At 42.7% G+C, this 22,563-nt stretch carries 25 protein-coding genes; 12 read left to right on the top strand and 13 right to left on the bottom strand.

The genetic code is table 11. The annotated features are described in order from the left end of the window. The first annotated feature begins 123 nt into the window (after nucleotides 1–123). On the top strand, nucleotides 124–2,406 hold the full coding sequence (locus BWD47_RS17595; protein ID WP_075594393.1) for a penicillin acylase family protein: 2,283 nt from the start codon (nucleotides 124–126) through the stop codon (nucleotides 2,404–2,406). Here the strand turns inward: BWD47_RS17595 and BWD47_RS17590 are convergent. Beyond that, nucleotides 2,399–3,499, bottom strand: a complete 1,101-nt coding sequence (locus BWD47_RS17590) for a diguanylate cyclase (RefSeq protein WP_256719419.1) — start codon at nucleotides 3,497–3,499, stop codon at nucleotides 2,399–2,401. The genes BWD47_RS17595 and BWD47_RS17590 overlap by 8 nt on opposite strands. A gap of 260 nt (nucleotides 3,500–3,759) precedes the next feature. Between BWD47_RS17590 and BWD47_RS17585 the strand changes: the two genes are divergently transcribed. After that, nucleotides 3,760–5,292 carry a carbon-nitrogen hydrolase family protein gene (locus BWD47_RS17585; RefSeq protein ID WP_036974402.1) on the top strand — a complete coding sequence of 511 codons (1,533 nt, stop codon included), beginning with the start codon at nucleotides 3,760–3,762 and terminating at the stop codon, nucleotides 5,290–5,292. Continuing rightward, on the top strand, nucleotides 5,292–5,609 hold the full coding sequence (locus BWD47_RS17580; protein ID WP_036974404.1) for a multidrug efflux SMR transporter: 318 nt from the start codon (nucleotides 5,292–5,294) through the stop codon (nucleotides 5,607–5,609). The genes BWD47_RS17585 and BWD47_RS17580 overlap by 1 nt, the downstream gene beginning before the upstream one ends. Nucleotides 5,610–5,631: 22 nt before the next feature. Here BWD47_RS17580 and BWD47_RS17575 read toward each other — a convergent pair whose 3' ends face one another. Beyond that, on the bottom strand, nucleotides 5,632–6,507 hold the full coding sequence (locus BWD47_RS17575) for a DMT family transporter (protein WP_083633684.1): 876 nt from the start codon (nucleotides 6,505–6,507) through the stop codon (nucleotides 5,632–5,634). Nucleotides 6,508–6,681: 174 nt separating this feature from the next. Here BWD47_RS17575 and BWD47_RS17570 point away from each other — a divergent pair, with 174 nt between their 5' ends. Further along, nucleotides 6,682–7,065, top strand: a complete 384-nt coding sequence (locus tag BWD47_RS17570; protein WP_065978879.1) for an MAPEG family protein — start codon at nucleotides 6,682–6,684, stop codon at nucleotides 7,063–7,065. A 60-nt stretch (nucleotides 7,066–7,125) separates the two neighbouring features. On the opposite strand, the gene BWD47_RS17565 is transcribed toward BWD47_RS17570, so the two are convergent. The 3 genes from BWD47_RS17565 to BWD47_RS17555 all read right to left on the bottom strand — a co-directional run bounded on the left by BWD47_RS17565 (nucleotide 7,126) and on the right by BWD47_RS17555 (nucleotide 9,471). Then, nucleotides 7,126–8,331, bottom strand: coding sequence for a M56 family metallopeptidase (locus BWD47_RS17565; protein ID WP_036974406.1), 1,206 nt, complete (start codon nucleotides 8,329–8,331; stop codon nucleotides 7,126–7,128). Between the two features lie 9 nt (nucleotides 8,332–8,340). Next, nucleotides 8,341–8,715: a BlaI/MecI/CopY family transcriptional regulator gene (locus BWD47_RS17560; protein ID WP_036974407.1), complete on the bottom strand. Its 375-nt coding sequence runs from the start codon at nucleotides 8,713–8,715 to the stop codon at nucleotides 8,341–8,343. A gap of 69 nt (nucleotides 8,716–8,784) precedes the next feature. Next, entirely contained in the window at nucleotides 8,785–9,471 is a 687-nt protein-coding gene (locus BWD47_RS17555) for a pseudouridine synthase (protein WP_075594412.1), read from the bottom strand. Between the two features lie 80 nt (nucleotides 9,472–9,551). Between BWD47_RS17555 and BWD47_RS17550 the strand changes: the two genes are divergently transcribed. Then, nucleotides 9,552–9,857 carry a DUF6482 family protein gene (locus BWD47_RS17550; protein ID WP_075594392.1) on the top strand — a complete coding sequence of 102 codons (306 nt, stop codon included), beginning with the start codon at nucleotides 9,552–9,554 and terminating at the stop codon, nucleotides 9,855–9,857. 45 nt (nucleotides 9,858–9,902) lie between these two features. Beyond that, nucleotides 9,903–10,310 carry an N-acetyltransferase gene (locus BWD47_RS17545; protein ID WP_036974409.1) on the top strand — a complete coding sequence of 136 codons (408 nt, stop codon included), beginning with the start codon at nucleotides 9,903–9,905 and terminating at the stop codon, nucleotides 10,308–10,310. A 163-nt stretch (nucleotides 10,311–10,473) separates the two neighbouring features. On the opposite strand, the gene BWD47_RS17540 is transcribed toward BWD47_RS17545, so the two are convergent. From BWD47_RS17540 to BWD47_RS17505, 8 genes are all read right to left on the bottom strand, one after another. Then, nucleotides 10,474–10,833, bottom strand: a complete 360-nt coding sequence (locus tag BWD47_RS17540; protein WP_074989623.1) for a HopJ type III effector protein — start codon at nucleotides 10,831–10,833, stop codon at nucleotides 10,474–10,476. A gap of 9 nt (nucleotides 10,834–10,842) precedes the next feature. Further along, nucleotides 10,843–11,955 carry a TIGR02281 family clan AA aspartic protease gene (locus tag BWD47_RS17535; RefSeq protein ID WP_075594391.1) on the bottom strand — a complete coding sequence of 371 codons (1,113 nt, stop codon included), beginning with the start codon at nucleotides 11,953–11,955 and terminating at the stop codon, nucleotides 10,843–10,845. Nucleotides 11,956–12,023: 68 nt separating this feature from the next. Next, nucleotides 12,024–12,734: an HAD-IA family hydrolase gene (locus tag BWD47_RS17530; RefSeq protein ID WP_036974411.1), complete on the bottom strand. Its 711-nt coding sequence runs from the start codon at nucleotides 12,732–12,734 to the stop codon at nucleotides 12,024–12,026. A 10-nt stretch (nucleotides 12,735–12,744) separates the two neighbouring features. Then, nucleotides 12,745–13,698 carry a tyrosine recombinase XerC gene (locus BWD47_RS17525; protein ID WP_036974413.1) on the bottom strand — a complete coding sequence of 318 codons (954 nt, stop codon included), beginning with the start codon at nucleotides 13,696–13,698 and terminating at the stop codon, nucleotides 12,745–12,747. Continuing rightward, nucleotides 13,695–14,306, bottom strand: a complete 612-nt coding sequence (locus BWD47_RS17520) for a DUF484 family protein (RefSeq protein ID WP_036974415.1) — start codon at nucleotides 14,304–14,306, stop codon at nucleotides 13,695–13,697. Before BWD47_RS17520 ends, BWD47_RS17525 begins: the two co-directional genes overlap by 4 nt. Next, a complete protein-coding gene (dapF, locus tag BWD47_RS17515) occupies nucleotides 14,303–15,133 on the bottom strand; it encodes a diaminopimelate epimerase (protein ID WP_036974416.1) in 831 nt (276 codons plus the stop codon). The genes BWD47_RS17520 and dapF overlap by 4 nt, the downstream gene beginning before the upstream one ends. A 64-nt stretch (nucleotides 15,134–15,197) precedes the next feature. Beyond that, on the bottom strand, nucleotides 15,198–16,451 hold the full coding sequence (gene lysA, locus BWD47_RS17510; protein WP_065978886.1) for a diaminopimelate decarboxylase: 1,254 nt from the start codon (nucleotides 16,449–16,451) through the stop codon (nucleotides 15,198–15,200). Further along, a complete protein-coding gene (locus BWD47_RS17505; RefSeq protein ID WP_036974419.1) occupies nucleotides 16,452–16,634 on the bottom strand; it encodes a lipoprotein in 183 nt (60 codons plus the stop codon). Between the two features lie 148 nt (nucleotides 16,635–16,782). On the opposite strand from BWD47_RS17505, the gene cyaY reads away from it, so the two are divergent. Genes cyaY through BWD47_RS17475 form a run of 6 tightly spaced genes read left to right on the top strand, consistent with a single transcriptional unit; the run spans nucleotide 16,783 to nucleotide 22,563 of the window. Next, complete coding sequence (gene cyaY, locus BWD47_RS17500) at nucleotides 16,783–17,106, top strand: iron donor protein CyaY (protein ID WP_075594390.1); 324 nt, start codon at nucleotides 16,783–16,785, stop codon at nucleotides 17,104–17,106. Next, complete coding sequence (locus BWD47_RS17495; RefSeq protein ID WP_075594389.1) at nucleotides 17,103–17,759, top strand: alpha/beta hydrolase; 657 nt, start codon at nucleotides 17,103–17,105, stop codon at nucleotides 17,757–17,759. Before cyaY ends, BWD47_RS17495 begins: the two co-directional genes overlap by 4 nt. Nucleotides 17,760–17,782: 23 nt before the next feature. Then, the gene (locus tag BWD47_RS17490; RefSeq protein WP_036974464.1) at nucleotides 17,783–18,667 is read left to right on the top strand and encodes a DUF2914 domain-containing protein; all 885 of its coding nucleotides are present in this window, start codon (nucleotides 17,783–17,785) and stop codon (nucleotides 18,665–18,667) included. A 29-nt stretch (nucleotides 18,668–18,696) separates the two neighbouring features. Next, nucleotides 18,697–19,635 carry a hydroxymethylbilane synthase gene (gene hemC, locus BWD47_RS17485; RefSeq protein ID WP_036974425.1) on the top strand — a complete coding sequence of 313 codons (939 nt, stop codon included), beginning with the start codon at nucleotides 18,697–18,699 and terminating at the stop codon, nucleotides 19,633–19,635. A 1-nt stretch (nucleotide 19,636) separates the two neighbouring features. Beyond that, nucleotides 19,637–21,457: a uroporphyrinogen-III synthase gene (locus BWD47_RS17480; RefSeq protein WP_075594388.1), complete on the top strand. Its 1,821-nt coding sequence runs from the start codon at nucleotides 19,637–19,639 to the stop codon at nucleotides 21,455–21,457. Beyond that, on the top strand, nucleotides 21,454–22,563 hold the full coding sequence (locus BWD47_RS17475) for a heme biosynthesis HemY N-terminal domain-containing protein (RefSeq protein WP_065978890.1): 1,110 nt from the start codon (nucleotides 21,454–21,456) through the stop codon (nucleotides 22,561–22,563). Before BWD47_RS17480 ends, BWD47_RS17475 begins: the two co-directional genes overlap by 4 nt.

Raw genomic sequence — 22,563 nt, 5'->3', positions numbered from 1 at the left:
ATTAACAATGGACAATTGAGCTGTCCACGTTAAATTTAATTATTTGTATCGTAACACTATTTTTTCACAAAGCACGGGTTACTATACCCATGTATTTGTTACTTTCGCGCAAGGAATTTGGGCATGTTTAAGATAATCAAATGGTTACTAATAAGCTTACTTATAGTGGGGCTACTCGCTACGGGGATCACTTATGGTGTGTTGAATTTAAGTTTACCTGCTTTAGATGGTCGGGGAACCAGCTCGGCAATTACCCACTCAGTAAAAATTGAGCGCGATAAGCTGGGGCAAGCCGTAATTCATGCTCAAAACCGTTTAGATGCTGCTTATGCACTTGGCTTTGCGCATGGGCAAGATCGCTTTTTTCAAATGGATTTATTGCGTCGAAATGCTGCGGGTGAACTCAGTGAGCTATTTGGAAAAGCAGCTCTAGGCCTTGATAAAAAAATGCGCTTTCATCAATTGCGACAACGCAGCCAAATTATGCTCGCACAGTTACCGGATAAAGATCAGGCTTTATTAAAAGCCTATACAGCGGGAGTCAATGAAGGGCATGCACAAGTTGGTTTCGACAGTTTTGAGTATATTTTAACGGGCGCAGAGGCCAAGCCTTGGCAAAGTGAAGACAGTTTACTGATTATTTTTAGTATGTACTTAGATTTGCAAACGGCAACCTTTGAGCGTGATAAAACACTGATTGAAATTGAACAACGGTACGGTAATGCAATGGTTGAATTTATAACTCAACCGAGTCCCTATCAAGCCGCGCTAGATAATAGTAAATTAGTCCCATATTCAGGCAAGATTCCCGCATTAAATGAGCCGCTGTGGGCGATGACTCACATTGATGAAAACCAAGAAGTAGGCAGTAATAACTGGGCAGTAACAGGCGATTTAACCGCCACAGGGTCGGCCATGTTATCGGATGATATGCATTTGTCGTTTGCTGTGCCAATCATTTGGTATCGCGCGCAATTGAATTACCCATTAAAGGGAGAAATGCAGCAAATTACAGGGGTATCATTACCGGGAGCGCCCGCTATTGTTGTGGGCACTAATAATAAAATCGCTTGGGGGTTTACCAATGGGTACCTCGACACTGCTGACTGGATTGCACTGGATGGAAAAGAAAAAACATGGCAAATCGACGAACCCATACTCTTAAATGATGGCAGCACTGAGCATTATGCATTAACGATGAGTGAATATGGCCCTGTGACAGAGATTAACGGTAAGCCATACGCCTTAAGCTGGGTTGCCCATCATGATTATGCTGTAAACATGGCGCTTTTAAAGCTTGAGCAAGCGCGCAATGTCGATGACGCTTTAGCGCTTGCAGAGTATGTTGGTATTCCGGTGCAAAACCTCATGGTGGTTGATGATAAGGGCAGTGCGGCATGGAAAAATATGGGGGCTATTCCGGCACGTAAAGTGCCTCATCAGCTTGCGGTATCGGAGCAAGATTACTCACCCAAATGGCATGATAATGAAACTGATCGCCCCTTTGTTAAAAACCCTGAGAGTGGTCGCCTTTGGACGGGTAATTCACGTGTTGTTTCTGCAGCAGACCATGCGCGTTTTGGTAATGGAGCGTATGCGATGGGGGCTCGTTCAGCGCAAATTCGCGATCGCTTATTTGAAAAACAACAGTTTAACGAACAAGACTTTTATGACTTACAACACGATAACGAAGCGCGCTTTTTAAAAGATTGGCATAATTTACTTGTTAATCAATTAACTGCTGCCGGTGATAAATATACTGTTTACTTAACAGCGCTTAACAACTGGCAAGCCTGTGCTTGTAGCGATTCAATAGGCTATACCTTAGTGAAACGTTATCGAGACGAAGTTATTAATAGCCTATTTAGTCCTCTTGAAAACACACTTAAGTTAGACGGCGGTAGCTTGAAATATGTAAAGCGTGATTTAGAGCCTGCGCTTTGGCAACTGATTGAGGAAAAACCGGCACACTGGTTAAATCCAAAGTACAGCGATTGGCAGCAGCAAATGTTGGCAGTATTCGATCACACCGTCGCTAAATTAACGAAGCAGTATGGCAATAATTTACATAGTTGGGAGTGGGGAAAAGTGAATCAATTGGTGATTGAACACCCATTCGCTAAGCAGATCCCAGTGCTTAAAAAGCTGTTGAATATGCCAACGGCTCCGGGGTTTGGCGATACTTTTATGCCCGCAGTACAAGGTCGAAGTTTTGGCGCATCACAGCGCTTTATCGTACAGCCAGGTTATCTAGAAAATGCGATTATGGCGATTCCTGGAGGTCAGTCAGGTCATCCTTTATCGGAGTTTTACCGTGCAGGGTTTAATGATTATGTGTCTAGCGAGTTGACGCCACTGTTGCCGCAAAATATCGTACACAGTATTACGATTAACGCGATTAACTAACGGCGTCAATGTTATTAAATACGCTACTTTGTCCGGTCGCGATGGTGGTTTTATTTCGTCCTGAGTGCTTGCTTTTATACAATGCGGCATCTGCTTGTTGCAGCATGCACTCAAGCGACGCTAACGGTTGCCATTCAATAAGGCCAAAACTCATCGTGACGGTTAATTCAGGAAAGTCTTGATGCGGTTTAATGGCTGCAATTTGCTGGCGTAATGCTTCGACTTTGGCAAAGGCTTGTTGTTGATTGGTGTGCCCTAGTAGTAACAAAAACTCTTCTCCTCCCCAGCGTACCGCAATATCATTTTCAGTTAAAAAAGCACGAATAGCGGCAGAAATATTCAACAATATGGTGTCGCCTTTATCATGGCCGTAGCTGTCATTTATATTTTTAAAGTGATCAATATCAGCCATAACTAAGCAGAGGTTATCAGCGTTCTCAATGCTTTTTTTATGGGCTGCTAGGATGAGTTTTTTTGCAAAACGACGGTTATACAATTTTGTAAGTGGGTCACGAGAGGCCATTTCTGTCAGCTCTATTCGCTGTGATATCGTTATTTCTCTAATTAAGCCAATGCCATATACCATGGGTAATCCAGCGATAATGATGTTGATCACATTGATATGAGGAATGAGTTCAGGGTAGGAAAAGGTATAGGTTACTTCGGCAAAAAAGACGTATAACAAAGCAAAGGTAATGATCATTAAAAAGCTATAAATAGCAGCGCGTTTTAACGGCAATTGATAGTCGATCATTAAAATACAAGAAATTGTCCATAAATAAAATTGAAACCCTGCGCTGAGTCCCAGTGTTGCACATACCACCACTGCATGAATGAGCACTTCGAGGCAAAATACTCTCAGCGCTAATGAGGTTAATCCTTGGTTTATAAGAAAGATGCCACCGCCCCAAGCAAAAACACTTAATACGTTTACTATGGCAAGCGTATTGGCTCCAATGTGGGCAAAGGCTGGTATTAATAAGGCATGAACTGCTAACGCAAAATAAGCAATTCTAGAAATGATGAGAAACTTTACATGTTCAATTTCTTCTAATCCAGTCTGCGTAGGTTGTTTAAGTAGATGTTTTATCAAACCAACCTCATAGATACAGACAGGGAGAATGTAAGTATAGATGATAATTTCAGCAGTGATCAGCTATTCTAGGTTATTCACATAGATAACAGTAAAAAAGTTCACAATTTGGGCGCAGGATTAAACACGTGTTCACCTGATATTTGCTAAGCTTAGGGTTTAGCATAACAAGCAAAAGATGCAGACTAGAATCAATTAGTTGAGAGAATAGTATGCACATTGCCGCTTGGTTTGTCCTCTCGTGCCTAAAAGGAGTATGTATGCCGGCAGAAAAAACGCATTTAGCGATCTGTAATTTAACGAAAGAGCAGTATCCACAAATAAAAACTTTAATGGATCAAGCCTATCCTGGGCTGGGGGGCGCGTGGCCAAGCCATACGATTTTCAGACTGATTGATCAATTTCCTGAAGGTCAAATCGGGATTGTGGATGATGGCGTTTTAGTAGGGATAGCACTGAGTGTGCAAGTTGATTATGCGCGTTTTTCTAACCCCCATACTTATGAAGATATTGTTGATGGTCATGACCGTGTCTTTAGTGATCCAGAAGGCGATGCGTTATACGGATTAGATGTGGTTATTTCATCGACCCACCGAGGTATGCGACTCGGTCGTCGTTTATATGACGCACGTAAAGAGCTTTGTCGTCAGTATAACTTACGCGCTATTTTAGCGGGCGGGCGTATTCCACGTTATTACAATCACAGCAGTGATATGTCACCAATGGAATACATTGAGAAAGTTGATCACAAAGAATTATATGATCCGATTCTCAGTTTCCAGCTTTCGAATGATTTTCAGGTAAAGCGACTGCTAAAAAAATACCTACCTGAAGACCAAGAGTCAGTGGGCTACGCTACGTTGTTAGAGTGGAATAACATTATGTTTGAACCCACTGATACTGTGCTTGAATCAACTAAATCTATAGTGCGTGTAGGGGCTGTACAATGGCAAATGCGCTGTGTTGACTCGGTAGAAGAACTGCTAAAACAAGTTGAATATTTTGTGGATACAGTGTCTGACTATAAAAGCGACTTTATTTTATTTCCAGAGTTCTTTAATGCGCCAATAATGGGCTTAACTGAGCAAAGCAATCAAACAGAAGCGATCCGTTACTTAGCTGAGTACACCGAAACTTTTCGCGATGCGATGTCACGTATGGCTGTTGAATACAATGCCAATATTATTACCGGTTCAATGCCACTGGCAGAGGGCGATAAGATTTATAATGTCAGCTACTTGTGTCATCGAAGCGGTAAAATTGATGAGCAGCGTAAAATACATATTACGCCTCATGAACAAAACGACTGGGTTATTCAAGGCGGCGATAAAATTGCGGTATTCGAAACCGACGCGGGGCGTGTGGGGATCCAAATTTGTTATGACGTTGAATTTCCAGAGTTGTCGCGTATTTTAGCAAAACAAGGCCTAGATATTTTGTTTGTGCCTTTTTGGACAGACACTAAAAACAGTTATTTACGTGTGCGCCATTGTGCACAAGCGCGTGCTATTGAAAATGAGTGCTACGTGGTTATTGCTGGCTCTGTTGGTAATTTACCTGAAGTTGAAAGCCTTGATGTACAGTATTCACAATCGGCAGTATTAACGCCGTCAGATTTTTCATTTCCACACGATGCGACATTAAACGAAGCAACCCCAAATACCGAAATGCTGTTATTCAGTGATTTAGACATGGATAAGTTGAAGATTCTTCACAGCGAAGGAACCGTGCGTAACTTAAAAGACCGTCGTGAAGACTTGTACGATGTGATACTGAAAAAGAGAGACGACTAATGGCATGGCTATACTTAATTGTGGCGGGGTTATTAGAAATAGGCTGGCCTGTTGGGCTTAAAATGTCGCAAGATCAAGAAAGCCGCTGGTTAGGTATTTCGATTGCCGTGGCGTTTATGGTCGCCAGCGGGTTCATGTTATGGCTTGCACAAAAACAAATACCCATGGGGACATCTTATGCAGTATGGACAGGCATTGGTGCTGCAGGTACTTTTTTAGTGGGTATTTTGTTTTACGGCGATGCAGCCACATTTGGTCGCATCGCGGGTGTATTACTGATTATAAGTGGTGTGATCACGCTTAAAATCAGTCATTAAAAAAGCGGCTATTGCCGCTCTTTTAAGGAAGCATAACGAGTATAGCCGCGAGCGCAATTAACACGAGCCCTGCCGTGTCTTGGCGTTTTAGCGGCTGTTTAAGCCACAGTATTGATACCATTATGGTAAAGAACACCTCAATTTGCCCTAGCGTTTTCACATACGCAACATGCTGTAAACTCATGGCACTAAACCACCCTATAGACCCCAAACAACTACACACACTGACGGCAGTTGTCGTGCCTTTGTGTTGCCACATTTTTGCAAAGGTGTCGCGTTCTTTTAGCGCGATATAAAAACACAACATAACAGTTTGCAGACTAATAATAAGTACTAAAACCCATGCTGCAGAATGCGGAAAACTCAGTCCTGAGTTAAGACTTGCTTCGCGGATCCAAGATGATGAAAGCGCAAATGAAGTACCACAAGCCAATCCCAATAACGCGGTACCTAAGTTGAAGTGTTTGACATTGGCAATCCCACTGAGCAGTAAGACGGCAATGGCACCAATAAATACACCAAACCAACCTAACAAAGACAGCGCAGAACCAAAGAATAGCACTCCTAAAATGGCGGCCATTAAAGCTTCACTTTTAGCAAGCCCTGCTCCAACAGCAAAGTTGTTCATTTTAAACAGTTTAACCATTAAGCCGGTTGCGACAATTTGTACAACACTTGCACCAACAATATAACCAATAAAAGCAGGGTTGAAGTCGGGGAGTGCGGTTGCTTGATAACGATAAAGGCTCAATAAATACAGCGCTGCAATAGGACTTGCAACAATAAAACGTGCCAAAGTGACCCCTGCTACACTGACATGTGCGCTGAGTTTACTTTGTAATGCATTTCGCCACGACTGCATAAAGGCGGCAAAAATGGTTAAGAAAATCCAAGTCATATTGAAAATAAATTAATGGGGAGAGGCTGTTAGAGTAACAAAGCCGTGTTATAAGCGCATTAGCTTATCGATCAACTTGAGAAAAAATCAGCTGTGTTAGACGGTGTCGTTAAAGGTAGCGGCTTTTTTCTGTTTACGTTAGGGTAGGTGTATACAACAGAATAGGGAAGCGTTATGACAACATTAATACTGTGTGCACTCATTGCTGTATTATTGCCTTATTTAGCGAAAGCGCCCGTCGCATTTGCACAAAATAAGCTTGCGGGATACGACAATAAACACCCAAGAGAGCAGCAGAGCAAACTAACAGGATTTGGCGCTCGCGCGTTGGCTGCACACCAAAACAGTTTTGAATCTTTGATTGTTTTTGGTGTTGCTTTAGCGGTCGTTATGAGTACTAACAATGTGTATCACGTTACCGAAACATTGGCTGTTATGCATGTTGTTTCACGTGTTATGTACTGCATTTTTTACTATATAAACCAAGATATTCTGCGTTCATTGGTTTGGCTCGTTGGTTATGTTTGTGCCGTGGCGATGATTGCAGTCTGTTTATAAAAACCACAAAGCAAGCGGCTTAAAAAAGGCGCTTGCTTTAGGGTCTTTGGTGCTCGTTAATTACTTAGAGCTCACTTTAATTTTCTCAATTAAATCCTTCGCTTTAACGTTTTCATCCAAAGCAAAGTCGAGCTGCACGAGGACATTTTTATAGCCTGATTCAGTTGGCGCGTATTGCCATTTTTTTAGTGCGCGCTTAGCCTCTCGGTTAAATACATCCTCAGGCTCAGCACTCACAACACTGATATTGCTGGTGGCCCCGCTGGGTGAAATGTCGTATTTCAATACAACTGAGCCGCTTATTCCTTGCTCTACTGCCTGCACTGGATAGATAGGCTCTACACGCATCACAGCTTGGTAGTCTTTTTCTTTCTCTGCATTCACAGGCTGTTTTGCAATTGCAAAGCTACTAAGCATACCGGCCGCAAAAATAACAAGTGCTGTTTTTGCAATAAACGAGCTATTATCGAGTTGTTTAATTTGGTTGAGTCTTTGTAACATGGTGTTTTTATCTCCGTATTGTGAGTAAGCCATGAGTCCCACGGTGCTAAAGCTTGCACAATGCACTAATGCCTTGCTGTATAGAATTCGTTGTTCCGTTGATTTATCTTTTAGTACGTGTTCATCGCATGAAAGCTCTTGCAATCGACGCAGGCTGGCATAGCCCAACCAGGCGAGTGGGTTAAACCAAATTAACAAGGTGCCCATGAGCGCCAACGCGTTAATTAAATTATCTTTACGATGAATGTGGACACACTCATGCTCCAAAATAAGGGCTAAAGCATGCTGGTCGTAATTAATGTTGTAATTAGATGGCAGGACTAATTTGGTTTTTATCAGCCCAATGACTAAGGGTGAACTGACTTTTTCACTTTGATAAAAACGTAATCCTTTATAGTTGTCATTAGGGGTCGCTATTGGCTTTAATTTTAAGCGAGTGAGAAACTGATAATGAAAGTACACGGCACAGAGCATAAGTGTAATTGTTATTAGGCTATAAATAGCGAACCAGCTCAGTGATAGCTGTGGCGTCACTGGATTAGATGGGGTAATGGTAAACTGACTAATGAACTGATTGTGTATTGGTTTTAAATGATCAGGCAAATTTGCCAACATTAAACACGCAGGGAGTAATGCCCATAACGCATAAACAAGGCGAGCAGATACGTGGCTGAGGAGCTTTCGCTCAAGAAGGATAAGAAATAAAATAGCGCAAGAGATAAAGAGTTGCTGCTCTAATAGCCAATTAAAAAACGTTTCGAACATGACATCACCTTACTTTTGCTGCTTTTCCCAATCATTAATGACTTTTTTAAGCTCATCAATGTCGTTTTGAGAAAGTTGTTCAGACTTTGCAAAGCCGCTAACCAGCGGGGCTATACGGCCATTAAAGAAACGTTCAACAAAGCTTTGGCTTTCTTTTAGTGTGTACTCTTCACGCGCAATGCAAGGCGTGTAGTTATACAGTCGCCCTTGTTTTTCAAAGCTGAGTGCGCCTTTTTTAACTAAGCGGCTGAGTAAGGTTTTTATGGTTTTTTCGTGCCACTCTTTATCGTCACTTAAACGCTCAATAACTTGGCTGGCTGTCGCAGGATAATCGAGCCACACGGCATCTAATACTTCGAATTCTGCTTTTGAAAGTTCAATCATTTTATTGCCTACATATGTAATCTTTAATTAAAGATTACACCTGTAGTCAAATAATGCAAACTTTTTTTGTTAGATGATGTCTGTTTTTTCGATACGGGTTGTTTGCCCTTCTGCAAGGCCGAGCTGTTCGATAGATAAATTGGCAATTTCAATTCTATAAAGATCAATAACCTTGTAGCCACAATAGTGCGCCATTTTGCGAATTTGACGGTTAAGCCCTTGCCTTAAGATAATCATAAACTGCTGCTCATTTACTTGCGTTACTTCACACGGAAGAGTGATGTGTTTATCGACAGGCACGCCATGTGCCATTGTTTGGCAGAAAGTGTGATTTAACGGTTTATCGACCGTGACCAGGTAGCGTTTTGGCTGATGAAAGTCTGGGTGGATTAATTGGTTACAAAACTCACCATCATTGGTCAGTATTAACAGTCCGCGGGAGTCTTTATCTAAGCGGCCAATGGGGTAAACGCGGGTTTCGCTCGGTAAAAAATGGATAAGGCTCTGTGCATCGCTACGATTGAGTTTGCAATCAATGCCTACGGGTTTATGGTAAGCAAAATAAACCATTGGTGCTTTTCCTGTGATCGTCTGTCCTTCAACAATCACTTCATCTTCGTCGTTTACATGGTCAATATGATTTGCCGCTTGGCCATTAACCCTTACAACGCCTTGGTCAATTAAGCGTGAGGCTTGTTTACGAGAGCATATGCCAGCATGAGCAATATATTTAGCAAGCCGTACTTTTTCTACCATGGATGATTTTTGCACAATTAATTTGATCACAGTATACCAAATTCACGTATAGATAACTCTATACACAAAGAGGATTTCACATGGCGATTAAGTTATCTGAACTTGCAGCGCACCAACCACTGCAAAAAGTTATTGTGCACTCATTGGAAATGGCACTTTATCAAGTGTCTGTGGTTATCAATAATGTGGAGTACTATGTTACTGACGAGAAAGGCGAGTTTATCCGTGATTTGAGCCCGCTGCATATTCAAAAGCGACTTGATCATTTGAGCTATGGTGAGATGGTGTTACGTCATACCAGTGCGTACGATGAAATGTGTGGCCAGCCAGGAAAACTTGCGAGCAACATGCTAGAAGTCCCATACGGAAAAAATCATTTATACTGAATACGTTAAACGCTTATACTGAGTCATAACATTTATAGGTATGCTATGTATCAATTAAAAAGTGATGACTCGGTAGAGCTAAACGATGAGCTAAGGGCGCATGTTGTTGCATTTAATAAGCAGCACTTTAATGCTGAACGCGTGCCGTTAGGTTTTAAATACGTAAATAAAAATTGTGATACTGTTGCGGGTATTCATGGTTATGTATTTGGTAACTGGCTGCTGATAAGTTGGCTGTGGTGCGACGACTTTACACGAGGTAAAGGGCTTGCAACGCGTTTGCTCCATGAGTTAGAAACCAAAGCTATTGCGCTTGGGGCAACGGTCGCTCAACTCGATACGCTTGATTTCCAAGCTAAACCTTTCTACGAAAAAAACGGCTACCAAGTGGTGTACCAAATGGCAAATTATCCACTCAACGGCTGCCGTTATTTTATGGAAAAAAAGCTGTAGTTATACCAATCCGCAAAAATACTTAATCATTTTGAGTGATCAAACCAGTCGCTACCTGCGTTAAAAATTTCTGATTTAGAACAACTAAATAACTAAATTTTTGCCTTGTTATCAACGCGGTTTTATTGCCTCAAAATAGACCACTTAATTAAGCGGAATGGTATTATTTTGCTTTTAGTACATTTTCTTCGCTAAAGGTGATCCCCAAAAACGGCGTAGTCTCAGGTGCGAGCATAAATGTGCGTATATTCATGTGATCTTGGCCATCAGGGTGTTTAACAACGTCTTCACGGTAAAACGCGCCAAAACAATCGAGGGTGTTTTGTTTGCTGAGTTGATTAAGTTTGGCAAACGCGAAGATTTTACATGATCCATTATTCTCATTGGCTGAACTAATGAGTCCGTGATTATTGAAACCACTGGGCGTAAAGTCATAATGACGATCAATTACCGCCATTGTATCGGTAAACTCGATTAAATGGGGTGTTTCAGCTAATTTTTGTAAGAAGTCATTGAGTGTCATGTTTCGTCCTTAATAAATAGTCTTTGTTAACTCTAACTCATCCAGTTGCTGATTGATATTAAACTTAAATTTCTCTAAAAAGTTCATACCAAGTAGGCCGAAGCCCGTGTGATTGTTGATGACCAAAATATCAAAATCATCAACTTTTTGCTGGCCAATGCGAAACGATTGTACTCGATAGCGTTGTGCTTCAACGAGCCCATTCGCCGTATTTACGTGTAAGGTGTCAATATAGCGGGCCGGTTCGCTGAGTGTATTCAATAGCGCTTGGTCAATAACGGTAAAGCTTGCTCCCGTATCAATCATGAGCGTGGCCTCAATCTCATTATTAATAACGCTACTAACAAGGTAATGCGCCCCTCGGGGAGTTAATTTTATTTTCTCAATGCCTGCCAAAGCATGTTGTATTTTTTGCCTAAGTTGGTCGGATTGTGTTTTAAAGGCATGGTTATTAGGTAACTGCTCTAAACTTATTTGACTCGCCACATAGTCACCTAAGTGGTAGTAAGCCAATGCATGAATATATAAGTAGTAGGCATGATAGGGCGCGTATTCTAACCATTGCTGGCTGTGTTCGAGCAATTGCTGCCAATGTTGTGTGTTAATTAAGTGATTGCTGTGTAAAGTAGTGAGCTCTTCTATTTGCTGAGTGAGGTCACTGTGCGGATTACTGTCTAATTGATCACTTAGCGCCATCAAATTAACAATACCCTGTTGTACATAACCTTGATTAATTAACCGTTTTGCATCGAGCTTTAACATGGCGGCATCGTATGGATGACTGTTTAAAAAGGCGCTTAGAAATTGCTCGCTGATATGCTCGTGCTGCTCTAGCAGCCATGTTTCAACGGTTTGTTGCCATGCATGTTTAAGTTGCTGTGCGTATTGCGGTGAATTGTCCTTGAGCTGCGTGTATGCGGCAACAGCCTTATCGAATTGTTGGTTATTAAACAATGTGATGGCGTGCTCAAATAGCTTAGGTTGAACAGCGCTATTAACCTGAGTTGCTGTAAATTGCTGTTTATCTGCTATCACCGTGGTCTCTTGACGACTGAGCTGCCAAATAAAGTAGCCATTAATGCTTAATGAGCACAGTAGTAAAAGTTTCAGCAGAGTATTCATTTATTTTGCCTAAAAATCTCAACGATTAGAGGGTTACTTTAGCAACAACCGAGACCGTGTAAAAATAGTTACTCTTTAATTAAGTGATTTAATGCAAAAATATCTTCAATTTCAATATCCGCCAGCCCTTTGTATTGATAATTAGTCGCTTGGTTATTTAACCAAACACTCTGACAGCCCGCATTATTAGCGCCTTGTACATCAGTGTCTAAGCTATCACCAATATGCAAAATTTCACTGTGAGCGACATTTAATAACTGCGCTGCGTTATTAAATAAAGCAGCGTGAGGCTTTGCTTTACCATGTGGGCCTGCTTGAAGCACTAACTCAAATACCCCATTTAGATTAAACTTTTCAACCTCGACATTGCCATTAGTAATCGCGATTAAGCGAAAATGCCTGCCAAGCTTTTCAAGTAATTCAAGCACATCATCAGCAACGGTTATTTGACTACGAGCATCTGCAAAGGCCTGATATGCTTGTTCGGCATGGTGCTTGGCAAGGTCGTGTTCAAAGCCAAGATCCTGCATTGCATATAACAGGGCTGCTTGTCGCCAACGAGTGACATCGTCAACCAAGGTTGCGTCTTGTTTTAATGCATTATCGCGACATGTCAGCCAGTAGTTCATACTGTCGGCAGGCCATTGCTCAATATTTGCTAAGTAGTCAGCTTGGGCTTGTAAGGCTGATTTTATGATTGGATGATTGTTGTATAAGGTGTCATCTAAATCAAAACTTAGAACAGAAACGGGCGATAAGGCACGATTAAATCGGATCATAATTACAGGATTACTCGGGTGTTGAGCGCTTTTTAGCGCGTGGGTGGGTGTTGTCGTATACTTTGGCTAAATGTTGAAAATCAAGGTGTGTATAAACTTGAGTCGCAGACAAACTAGTGTGTCCCAATAACTCTTGTACAGCACGCAGGTCACCCGACGATTCTAAGATATGTGATGCAAATGAGTGACGTAACTTGTGCGGATGTACTTGTGAGCTGATACCTTGCTTGATCCCCCACTCTTGCATGCGCAACCGTACATGACGTATTGAAATGCGTTTCTTTTGGCTGCTGACGAATATGGCTATTTCATCAGGGTGTGCAAATTGTGGGCGAATTTTTAGCCATGCTTTTAACGCACTTAACGCTTTACTCCCCACGGGCAGTAAACGCTCTTTGTTGCCCTTACCCCGTACTAAAATTTCGCCTTCTCGGGGATTGATATCTTGTATGTTGGCACCAACTAACTCGCTAATACGCAAGCCCGATGAGTACATTAACTCCATCATCGCTTTATCACGAATAGCGAGAGGATCGTCATCGGGTAATTCTAGCAATTTTGCCATTTGATCAACGTCTAAATTTTTCGGCAAGGGTTTTGAGAATTTAGGCCCTTTAATAGCTTCAGCAGGGTTATGGTAATGTGCCTGATTGGCAATGTTCTTTGCTTTTAAAAATTTATACAAGCTGCGAATACAGCTGAGCTTTAAACTAATGGTGCGGCCACTTAACTGTTTACTGCGCAGCTGCATACTGTAGCGGCGAATATGCTCACCTTGAACCGTAAACCAGTTCTCACTGAGCTTACTAAAATATAAAGCGGCAAAGCCGAGCTGGCTGGTGTATTGGTTTATGGTGTGTATCGAATATTGTTTTTCGTAACGTAAGTAGTCAGCAAAAAGCTGGATGGGCGTACGCCATGCATCGCTTAATTCATTGAGGTCTGGCGTTGTTACGTCGCTCATGCAAGTTCCAATAACCGTAGCTGTAATGAGCGAACGAACTCAAGCACAAAAAAACTGTCTTTAGCAGGTTCAAAGTGGTTAACATCATCACTGCCAAACGCCAAAATAGCGACAGGGTGGTTGCTATTTCCAATCAAATACAAGGCAGTTGATTGGGTTGATTCTGAAAATAATAAATCGCGTTCTTGCTGATTCACTCGTCCTAAGTAGATGCCGTCATTTTGTAAACGGTGAGCAATTAAATCATCGTATTTTTTTTCATACTTTACTAACTGACATTCATTGATTAGCGGGTTTGTGCAAATAATATTGCGCAGATTATTTGCCAGCGTTTTGAAGTCGTAGTTAGTCCACAGTTGGCGATGGCATTCGCTAAACAAACGATGAATCAATTCATTTTCTTTTGCTTGTGCAACTAACTGCTCAATTTTATTTTTTAATAAGGTGTTGTGTTCACGCAACTGACGCTGCTGAATGTGCACTAATGATGTCGCAGCAGCCGTTTGCTGTTGCAACTCAAGTGTCGCAAGAACATCTGGATTATTTATTAAAAAGTCGGGATGTGCTTTTAAATACTCAGCTACATGTTGTTCTGTTAGTTTACTCATAATGCCACTTGTCCGTCGAATACATGCTCTGCAGGCCCTGTCATTCTTACTGGATGACCTTCACCTTGCCAGCGCACTTGTAAGCTTCCTCCTGGTAAGTCAACTTGTACAGTGCTTGCCAGTTTACTTTGTATTTGACCAATCACCACCGCTGCGCACGCCCCTGTACCACAGGCTAATGTTTCATTTACGCCTCGCTCCCACACTCTTAGTTTTATGTGGTCTTGTGAAATAACCTGCATAAATCCTACATTTGCGCGCTGTGGAAAGCGTTCATGGTTTTCAAGTAGTGGACCTAAGGTTGCGACTTCTGCGGTTTGAATGTCGTCGACTTCTAACACGCAGTGCGGATTCCCCATCGACACGGCACCGCTAAAAATAGTGTGCTCTTCAGTGCGAATAATGTAAGTTAACTCGCGTTTACTTGCCTTGAGAGGAATTTTGTTTGGCTCAAAGACTGGGTGGCCCATGTTTACGGTTACTTGACCATCTTTTTCAATGTATAAGGTTAAGTTTCCCGACTTGGTTGATACGGTAATTTTATGTTTGTTGGTCAAGCCTTTCATGCGCACAAAACGCGCAAAACAGCGAGCACCATTGCCACATTGTTCCACTTCGTTGCCGTCAGCATTAAAAATACGATAGTGAAAATCTAAATCAGGAGAGTAAGGGGCTTCAACCATAAGTAATTGATCGAAGCCGATACCAAAGTGGCGATCTGCCAGTTTCTTTATTTGATCACGTGACAAGAAAACATTCTGCGTGATGTTATCAATAACAACAAAGTCGTTACCTAGGCCGTGCATTTTTGAGAAATTAACTAACATAGCGCTCTAATTCGGATTTGCTCTGAGCTAATCATGCCACAGAGCAGGGCGGTTATAAAAACGTTTATGGTAAAATTTTCTCACCTTGCCAAAGGCTTTCTAAGGTTTCACGTTGGCGGATTAAGTGGCTTTGCTTGCCATCGACCATGATCTCAGCGACGCGTGGACGTGAGTTGTAATTTGAGCTCATGGTAAAGCCGTATGCACCAGCACTGCGTTGCGCCAGTAGGTCACCAGCATGTAGCGCAAGCTCACGGTCTTTTCCTAAAAAGTCACCCGTTTCACACACTGGGCCAACAATGTCGTAGTTTTGACGTGGCGTGCCATCTTCGCGCGGTTCGACAGGCACAATTTTTTGCCATGCTTGGTAAAGAGATGGGCGCAGCATATCGTTCATACCGGCATCAACAATGGCAAAATATTTGTCTTGATTTTGTTTAATAAACTCAACTTTGGTCACTAAAATACCCGCATTAGCTGCAATGGCCCGACCGGGCTCAAAAATAAGCTCTAAGTCTTGATAATTAGCTAAGCGAGATGTGATTTTATCAACGTATTCACTTGGGTGAGGCGGTGTTTCACCATTATAAGGCACGCCTAATCCTCCACCAATATCTAGGTGGGTAAGTGTGATATTCACGGCTTTTAATTCTTCGATTAAGGTCAGCACTTTTTCCAGAGCCGCTAAGAAAGGCTTAATTTCTGTAAGCTGTGAGCCAATGTGACAGTCAACCCCAGTAATGTTTAAACCTGGAAGCGATGCTGCATATTGATAAACGCTGACCGCTGTTTGAATATCAATACCAAATTTATTTTCTTTTAAACCGGTTGAGATATACGGGTGTGTTTTGGCATCGATATCCGGGTTCACGCGAATCGAGATAGGTGCAACACGGTTTAGTGAAGTTGCTACTTCTGATATACGGTCTAGCTCAGCAACCGACTCAACGTTAAAACACTTGATCCCCAATTCAAGCGCGTAGGCAATTTCGTCAGCAGTTTTTGCAACGCCAGAAAATACCACTTTACTGGCATCGCCACCGGCTGCAATAACGCGAGCTAACTCGCCTTTAGAAACAATGTCAAAACCAGAGCCTAAGCGCGCTAAAATATTTAATACAGCAATGTTTGAATTCGCTTTAACGGCGTAACAGACTAAACTTTTGTGTGATTTAGCTGCCTCGGCGAAAGCGAGATAATGGCGCTCAAAGGTTTTACGTGAATAGATATAGCAGGGCGTACCGTATTGGTCGGCAAGCTCTTTGACAGCGATGTCTTCAGCGAACAGCTGATTATTATTGTAGTTAAAAAAGTCCATCTATTGGTCCTGTTTTTGCTCTGGTTGTTCGGATGGATCAGCCTGTGGCTGAGATTCTGCTGGCTTTGCAGTATCATCTGGAAGATAAAGCGCACCGCTTTGTCCACAGCCCACCAGAGTGAGCATAAGTAGGGCACTAAGAGGTAAAATTGTTTTAAATTTTTGGCTATGAGTCTCTTTCATTAGATTAATACGGTTGCTGGCTTTATAATCGCAGAGTAACAGAATATTTAAAAAATGCAGCTATTCGCGGATGAATTTATTCCTGTTACACTTGATGTACACAATCTGCCTCCAGATCTAGGCTTAAAGCCCGTTAAAGGACACTAAAATGACTGATCATGAATACCACACACTAGCCGATGCGTTGATGCTAACAATTGAAGAGCAAATCGATGAATGTGATGCTGATTTAGACTACGAGTCTGCATCAGGTATTTTAGAAATCATCTTCCCAGATCGCAGCAAAATAGTGATCAATAAACAAGCGCCATTGCACCAAGTGTGGGTGGCAACTAAATTCAATGGTCATCACTTTGAATTGCGAGACGATAAGTGGATTGATAATCGTTCTGGTGCTGAGTTCTGGCAATTTATGTGCGATGCGGCTTCGCGCCAAGCGGGTCAACCAATCGAGTGGCGTTCTGAGTTATGAGTTTAGGGTTTGTAGAATACCCCGCGCAAGGTGAGCATAAGGCAACCGTTATTTGGTTGCATGGCTTGGGTGACTCGGGGGAGGGGTTTGCCCCTGTTGCTCCGCAGTTAGCGATACCGAAAGAGCTCGGTGTGCGGTTTGTGTTTCCTCATGCGCCAGTGCAACCGGTCACCATTAATGGGGGCATGGCGATGCGCTCATGGTACGACATTAAATCGATGGATTTAGATAAGCGTGCCGACGAACAAGGCGTACGAGAGTCTGCTGCTAAAGTGGCTGAGCTCATTGATCAAGAAATAGCGAAAGGCATCCCCGCGAGTAAAATTATTTTAGCAGGGTTTTCGCAAGGGGGAGTCGTGTCACTGCATTTGGCTCCACGTCTTGATTATAAGTTAGCAGGTGTCATGGCGTTATCAACGTATATGTGCGCACCCGATAAGTTGGCTGACGAAGCTAAGCAACAGGCGTTAAATATATTTATGGCGCATGGGCGTATGGATGATGTTGTACCGCATAGCGCGGGCAGGCAAGCATTTGACGTACTGAGCGCAAATAACATGGAAGTTAGCTGGCAAGACTATCCGATGGCACATCAGGTGTGTGGTGAAGAACTGATGGCTATTCGAGCGTGGTTAATTGCTCGCTTAAGTTAATTTTTGGTTGTGAAGAGGCCAACATGACAAACAAACTTGTAATAACAGCAAATATGAATTCGGCGGAGCCTGCAAGCACATCACCCACAGCGGTAACGTACCAATGGCATTGGCGACGTATTTTTATGTTCAGTGGCGTGATTTTAGTGGCCCTGGCGACTGTAATATATAGCTTCGTAGGTGCTGTGAGTGCTGAGCAAAGTGAACAAGATGAGCCGCACACTGAGTTGACTACCGCTGTATTACAAGCTCCTGATAATAATCTTGCAGCAGAGCACGTTAACGAGAACACAGAGGACAGTGCAGAGCAGCCCGATGTGAATACCCCTGACCTTGTGCCTAATAGTGTGGCCAATGAGCCAGAAACTGAGTCTCTCAAGCCCAAAACACACGTGCAATCACTTGACACCGTTACTTCTCAAGACACTCAATTACCGGCTAAAACGACCACAGACAGTGAAGCGAAGCCTGAAAATAACGATGAACAGCAGCTCGCTTTAGCACCTAATAATAAAGTGCAGCAGTTTTCACAATCAGCTCATGTTGCCAGCGTGGCCATTGGCGCTAAAATAGATACAGATAAAGTAAGCCGTGCGGTATTAACCACCGATGTTGTTGATCGAGAACCAGTCAATGTTCTAAAAAACGATGTAAGATTAGCGGACATTACGCATAGTTTGAGCTTCTTTAGTGAGCTTAGAAATATGCAAGGGCAAACGGTTCGTCATCAATGGTATTACCAAGATGAGCAGCTAGCCTCTATTGAATTAGCAGTAAGCAGTCCGCGTTATCGCACTTACTCGACAAAAAATATTATGCCAGAACAGCTTGGTGAGTGGCGTGTTGAAGTCGTTGACGCACAAGGCACTTTACTAGCACAAAAAGAATTTAGAATTTTAGCTGATTAAGTTCAGCCAGATAAATAATTGGATTTTTCATGACACAGACAATCAAACGCGTTCGAATTGCCACTCGTAAAAGTGCGCTAGCGCTATGGCAAGCAGAATTTGTAAAAGCCCAACTAGAACACTTTCATGACGATGTGACAGTTGAACTCGTTCCAATGTCAACGCAAGGCGATATTATTCTTGATACCCCTTTGGCTAAAATTGGCGGTAAAGGCTTATTTGTAAAAGAACTTGAGCAAGCGATGCTTGACGGCCGCGCTGATATTGCTGTTCATTCAATGAAAGATGTACCGGTTGAGTTCCCTGAAGGGTTAGCGTTGCATACTATTTGTGAGCGTGAAGACCCACGAGACGCATTTGTATCAAACAACTTTAAGAGTTTAGATGCGTTACCACAGGGTGCAATCGTCGGTACGTCAAGTTTACGCCGTCAATGTCAAATTCGAGAAGCGCGACCAGACTTAGATATCCGTGATTTACGCGGTAATGTGAATACTCGCCTAGCGAAACTCGATGATGGCCAATACGATGCAATTATCCTTGCCGCTGCAGGTTTAATTCGCCTTGAAATGCCAGAACGAATCACTGCGTTCATCGAGCCAGAAGTCTCTTTACCTGCAAATGGTCAAGGTGCAGTTGGTATCGAATGCCGTATTGATGACGAAGTAACTAAAGCGTTACTGGCTCCGCTTGAGCATACAGAAACGCGTATTCGTGTTAATGCCGAACGCGCTATGAATCGCCGCTTAGAAGGCGGTTGTCAGGTGCCAATTGGTGCTTTTGCACTCGTGAATGATGATCACGTTTATTTGCGTGGTTTAGTTGGCGCGGTTGATGGTAGTCAAATGCTGCGCGACGACGTTACAGGCCCAGTAGCTGATGCTGAGAAGTTAGGCATTGAACTCGCTGAAAAGTTATTGGCGCAAGGTGCAGACAAAATTTTAGCTGACGTATACAGAGACGCGTAATATGCATATTTTGATAACTCGTCCAGAAGGAAAAGGCACTGAGCTTGCACTTGAGCTTCAGCAGGCGGGTTATCAAACGACCCTGTGCCCAGTATTGACGCTTGATTATCTTACGCCAAGTAGTCAAGCACTCGCGCCGCTTGAAAATGCCGACAAAATTATTTTTATCTCACAAGATGCCGTTCACGCATTATTAAAGCTTACCCCCACAATTAACAAAACTGCGCAGCTTTATGCGGTTGGCCAACAGACGGCAGATGCGATACATGAGGCATTTGGGCGACGCGCAGCAGTTCCTAAAAAACACGACTCCGAGGGCTTACTTGCACTAAAAACACTGCAAGATGTAGAGCTTAGCAATATTGTTTTAGTGAAAGGAGAAGGTGGGCGTACCACAATAGCAAAAACATTAAAACAACGTGGTGCCGTGTTAAATCAACTTGTTGTTTATAAGCGACGTGCCATAGAAAGCGAATCAGGTAAGTGGATGGACCACTGGCAAACAGCGGGTGTAGAGGGTATAGTCATTACAAGTAATGCGGCTGTTGATGCCATTTTTAATGGCTTAAATGAGTCACAGTTGGCATGGTTGAAGGGGTGTCAGTTTTATGTTGCTAGTGAACGTATCGCTGAATACCTACAACAAAAAAATGTCATTAGAACACATATACATATTGCTGCAGGGGCTAGTGATAGCGCTATGTTCGCCTGCATTAATCAGCAAGGTAGCAAAATGAGTGAATCAGATCTAAAACAGTCAGCCAAACCTGCTGCGGCTGAACCAGCAAAAAAGGCAGCAGCGGCTAAGCCTGCATCAAACCAAGTGGTTCAGCATAAAAAAGGGATAAGTAAAACCGGTAGTTTGGCACTGTTGATTTCACTTATCGTTGCTTCAGCGGTCGGTTATGAGTTTTACCATAAACTGAATAGTGATCAGCAGTCTACTCTGGCATTTAACGAGCTGACAACTGAAAACCAACGTCTAAAGCAACAACTCGATGCCATCAAGAATGCTCAGCAAACTCTGCAACAAGCTTTGTATAATAGCGAGCAAAAAGTCGCGGATACGTTGCGTGAAAATGCCGAACAAACTCAGCAACAACTGCAAGCCGCTTTAAAGCGTGCTGAGCAACAAAGCTATACGTTAAACCCACAAGAAGTGACCAGTCTGCAGCGTATGGCTGAGTTTAAGTTGTGGGCTGAGCATGACTTTCGGGGAGCGGCTGCTGTTTTATCACGATTAGACAGCTTATTAGCAGAGCATCCTGGTACGGGGGCTATTCGCCAAGCAATTCATCAGGACTTACAAACTTTGAACGGCATTGACCCAGTGGCTGTTGAAGCGATTTATTTAAAGCTGCATGGCATCAATCAAAAAGTCGATGAGTTGGTATTTAACGCGATTTCATTACCTGAAGAAGTCAGCCAGGACGATCCTAATCAATTAAGTGAAAATGTCAGCGAATGGCGTCAGAATCTTGCAAAGTCGTGGCTGCAATTCAAAGATTTTTTTGTCACGGTTCGTACGCGAGAAGACATGGTTGTGGCGCCGTTTTTAAGTGAACAAGAGCGTCATTTAGTTAAACAGCGTTTAAGGCTCTATTTAGCACAAGCACAGGATGCGATTTTAACCAAGCAAAGTAGTGTGTACTTTACAGCGGTTGAAGCGGCACATGCGCTTGTGAAAGACTACTTTAAGCAAGATGATGCCGTGACTAAAGCTGCATTAAAGAATTTAACTGAGCTTTCTAAAGAGCAACTCGATTTTAATCCTAACGTGTCATTGCAAAGTACGGAGCAGGTGAAGGAGTGGGCACAATGATCCGCTTTTTATTGCTGATAATTGCGATTGCAGTCTGTTTAGGCATTGCTCCTTTTTTTATAGATCAAAAAGGCTATGTACTGATTGCGTTCAATAAAACGACCATCGAGGGCACTATATGGGGGGTTGCAGCCCTTATTGTGCTGGGGTGTGGTATTGCTTACTTAGGGTATAAGTTGGTGCGTTATTTATGGTCGTTATATAGCCATACACGCCATCGTTTTTTTGCCCGCAGTGAAGAGCGCAAACAAGCGGCTATTGAACAAGGCGTATGGAGTTTGATTAATAACGACTACGCAGAGCTTGAATTAGCACTGGATAACAACAGTGTCGCAGAGCCGTGGACCGATATACGTTATGCACTGCTTGCCAAAGCTGCACTGGCGAATAATAACAGTGAAAAAGCGATTAGCTATCTTGATAAAATCAACCAAGCAAATCAATTAAAAGTGGCTAATTTATGGCTTGCTAGCGGTGAATGCAGCACGATCTTTGCGGAATTAAAAACGTTAGCCGAGCGCAAAAAAGCAACAAACCTAGAGCTCAAAATGTATGCTCAGGTCTTAGTTCAAGAGCAGAAATGGTCTGCGCTTGATGACTTTATGCCACGATTACTGCGTAAAAAAGTGCTCACAGAAAAAGAATGGCAACAGGTGTTTGACCGTTATTTTGCAGCGCAGGCTGACACCTCGTTAACCGAGCGTTTTGAGCAACTTACAAAGAACTTAAAACCAATGGCAGAAGTAAGTTACTTAAAAGCTATGGCGCGCGCAGGAAAACTAAATAAAATAGAGCTAAGCTTAATTAAAATGATTAAAAAGCCTCTGCAACATAAAGACTTAGCTCGTATTCTTCGCACTAGTGCAGCAGGTGATGCGCTAAAACTGCAGGCCAGTTTGCAAGACGTATTGAAGAAAGACACCGAAAATACCGACCTTCTTCTTGCGCTTGCGTGTTTAGCCAATGCGCATGGCGAATACGATTTAGCTGCACGTGTGTTTGATAAAGCACTGAACGCAACGAATCGTGACGACTACTTACAGCAAGCTGTATTGAGTTACAGTAAGAGTGGGCAACCAGACAAAGCATTGGTTCTGTATCAGTAA

This window comes from Pseudoalteromonas sp. PAB 2.2 (genome assembly GCF_001938575.1).
Classification (GTDB): domain Bacteria; phylum Pseudomonadota; class Gammaproteobacteria; order Enterobacterales; family Alteromonadaceae; genus Pseudoalteromonas; species Pseudoalteromonas lipolytica.
This window is presented reverse-complemented; position numbering and strand designations above follow the sequence as displayed.

Coding starts and splice junctions, on each gene's coding strand:
- BWD47_RS17495 (WP_075594389.1), top strand. CDS start 17,103: ATGAGTTTAGGGTTTGTAGAATACCCCGCGCAAGGTGAGCATAAGGCA.
- dapF (WP_036974416.1), bottom strand. CDS start 15,133: ATGTTAGTTAATTTCTCAAAAATGCACGGCCTAGGTAACGACTTTGTT.
- BWD47_RS17545 (WP_036974409.1), top strand. CDS start 9,903: ATGTATCAATTAAAAAGTGATGACTCGGTAGAGCTAAACGATGAGCTA.
- BWD47_RS17580 (WP_036974404.1), top strand. CDS start 5,292: ATGGCATGGCTATACTTAATTGTGGCGGGGTTATTAGAAATAGGCTGG.
- BWD47_RS17550 (WP_075594392.1), top strand. CDS start 9,552: ATGGCGATTAAGTTATCTGAACTTGCAGCGCACCAACCACTGCAAAAA.
- BWD47_RS17480 (WP_075594388.1), top strand. CDS start 19,637: ATGCATATTTTGATAACTCGTCCAGAAGGAAAAGGCACTGAGCTTGCA.
- BWD47_RS17525 (WP_036974413.1), bottom strand. CDS start 13,698: ATGAGCGACGTAACAACGCCAGACCTCAATGAATTAAGCGATGCATGG.
- BWD47_RS17475 (WP_065978890.1), top strand. CDS start 21,454: ATGATCCGCTTTTTATTGCTGATAATTGCGATTGCAGTCTGTTTAGGC.
- BWD47_RS17505 (WP_036974419.1), bottom strand. CDS start 16,634: ATGAAAGAGACTCATAGCCAAAAATTTAAAACAATTTTACCTCTTAGT.
- BWD47_RS17595 (WP_075594393.1), top strand. CDS start 124: ATGTTTAAGATAATCAAATGGTTACTAATAAGCTTACTTATAGTGGGG.
- BWD47_RS17575 (WP_083633684.1), bottom strand. CDS start 6,507: ATGACTTGGATTTTCTTAACCATTTTTGCCGCCTTTATGCAGTCGTGG.
- BWD47_RS17560 (WP_036974407.1), bottom strand. CDS start 8,715: ATGATTGAACTTTCAAAAGCAGAATTCGAAGTATTAGATGCCGTGTGG.
- BWD47_RS17490 (WP_036974464.1), top strand. CDS start 17,783: ATGACAAACAAACTTGTAATAACAGCAAATATGAATTCGGCGGAGCCT.
- BWD47_RS17520 (WP_036974415.1), bottom strand. CDS start 14,306: ATGAGTAAACTAACAGAACAACATGTAGCTGAGTATTTAAAAGCACAT.
- BWD47_RS17555 (WP_075594412.1), bottom strand. CDS start 9,471: ATGGTAGAAAAAGTACGGCTTGCTAAATATATTGCTCATGCTGGCATA.
- BWD47_RS17530 (WP_036974411.1), bottom strand. CDS start 12,734: ATGATCCGATTTAATCGTGCCTTATCGCCCGTTTCTGTTCTAAGTTTT.
- lysA (WP_065978886.1), bottom strand. CDS start 16,451: ATGGACTTTTTTAACTACAATAATAATCAGCTGTTCGCTGAAGACATC.
- BWD47_RS17540 (WP_074989623.1), bottom strand. CDS start 10,833: ATGACACTCAATGACTTCTTACAAAAATTAGCTGAAACACCCCATTTA.
- BWD47_RS17535 (WP_075594391.1), bottom strand. CDS start 11,955: ATGAATACTCTGCTGAAACTTTTACTACTGTGCTCATTAAGCATTAAT.
- hemC (WP_036974425.1), top strand. CDS start 18,697: ATGACACAGACAATCAAACGCGTTCGAATTGCCACTCGTAAAAGTGCG.
- BWD47_RS17565 (WP_036974406.1), bottom strand. CDS start 8,331: ATGTTCGAAACGTTTTTTAATTGGCTATTAGAGCAGCAACTCTTTATC.
- BWD47_RS17585 (WP_036974402.1), top strand. CDS start 3,760: ATGCCGGCAGAAAAAACGCATTTAGCGATCTGTAATTTAACGAAAGAG.
- BWD47_RS17570 (WP_065978879.1), top strand. CDS start 6,682: ATGACAACATTAATACTGTGTGCACTCATTGCTGTATTATTGCCTTAT.
- cyaY (WP_075594390.1), top strand. CDS start 16,783: ATGACTGATCATGAATACCACACACTAGCCGATGCGTTGATGCTAACA.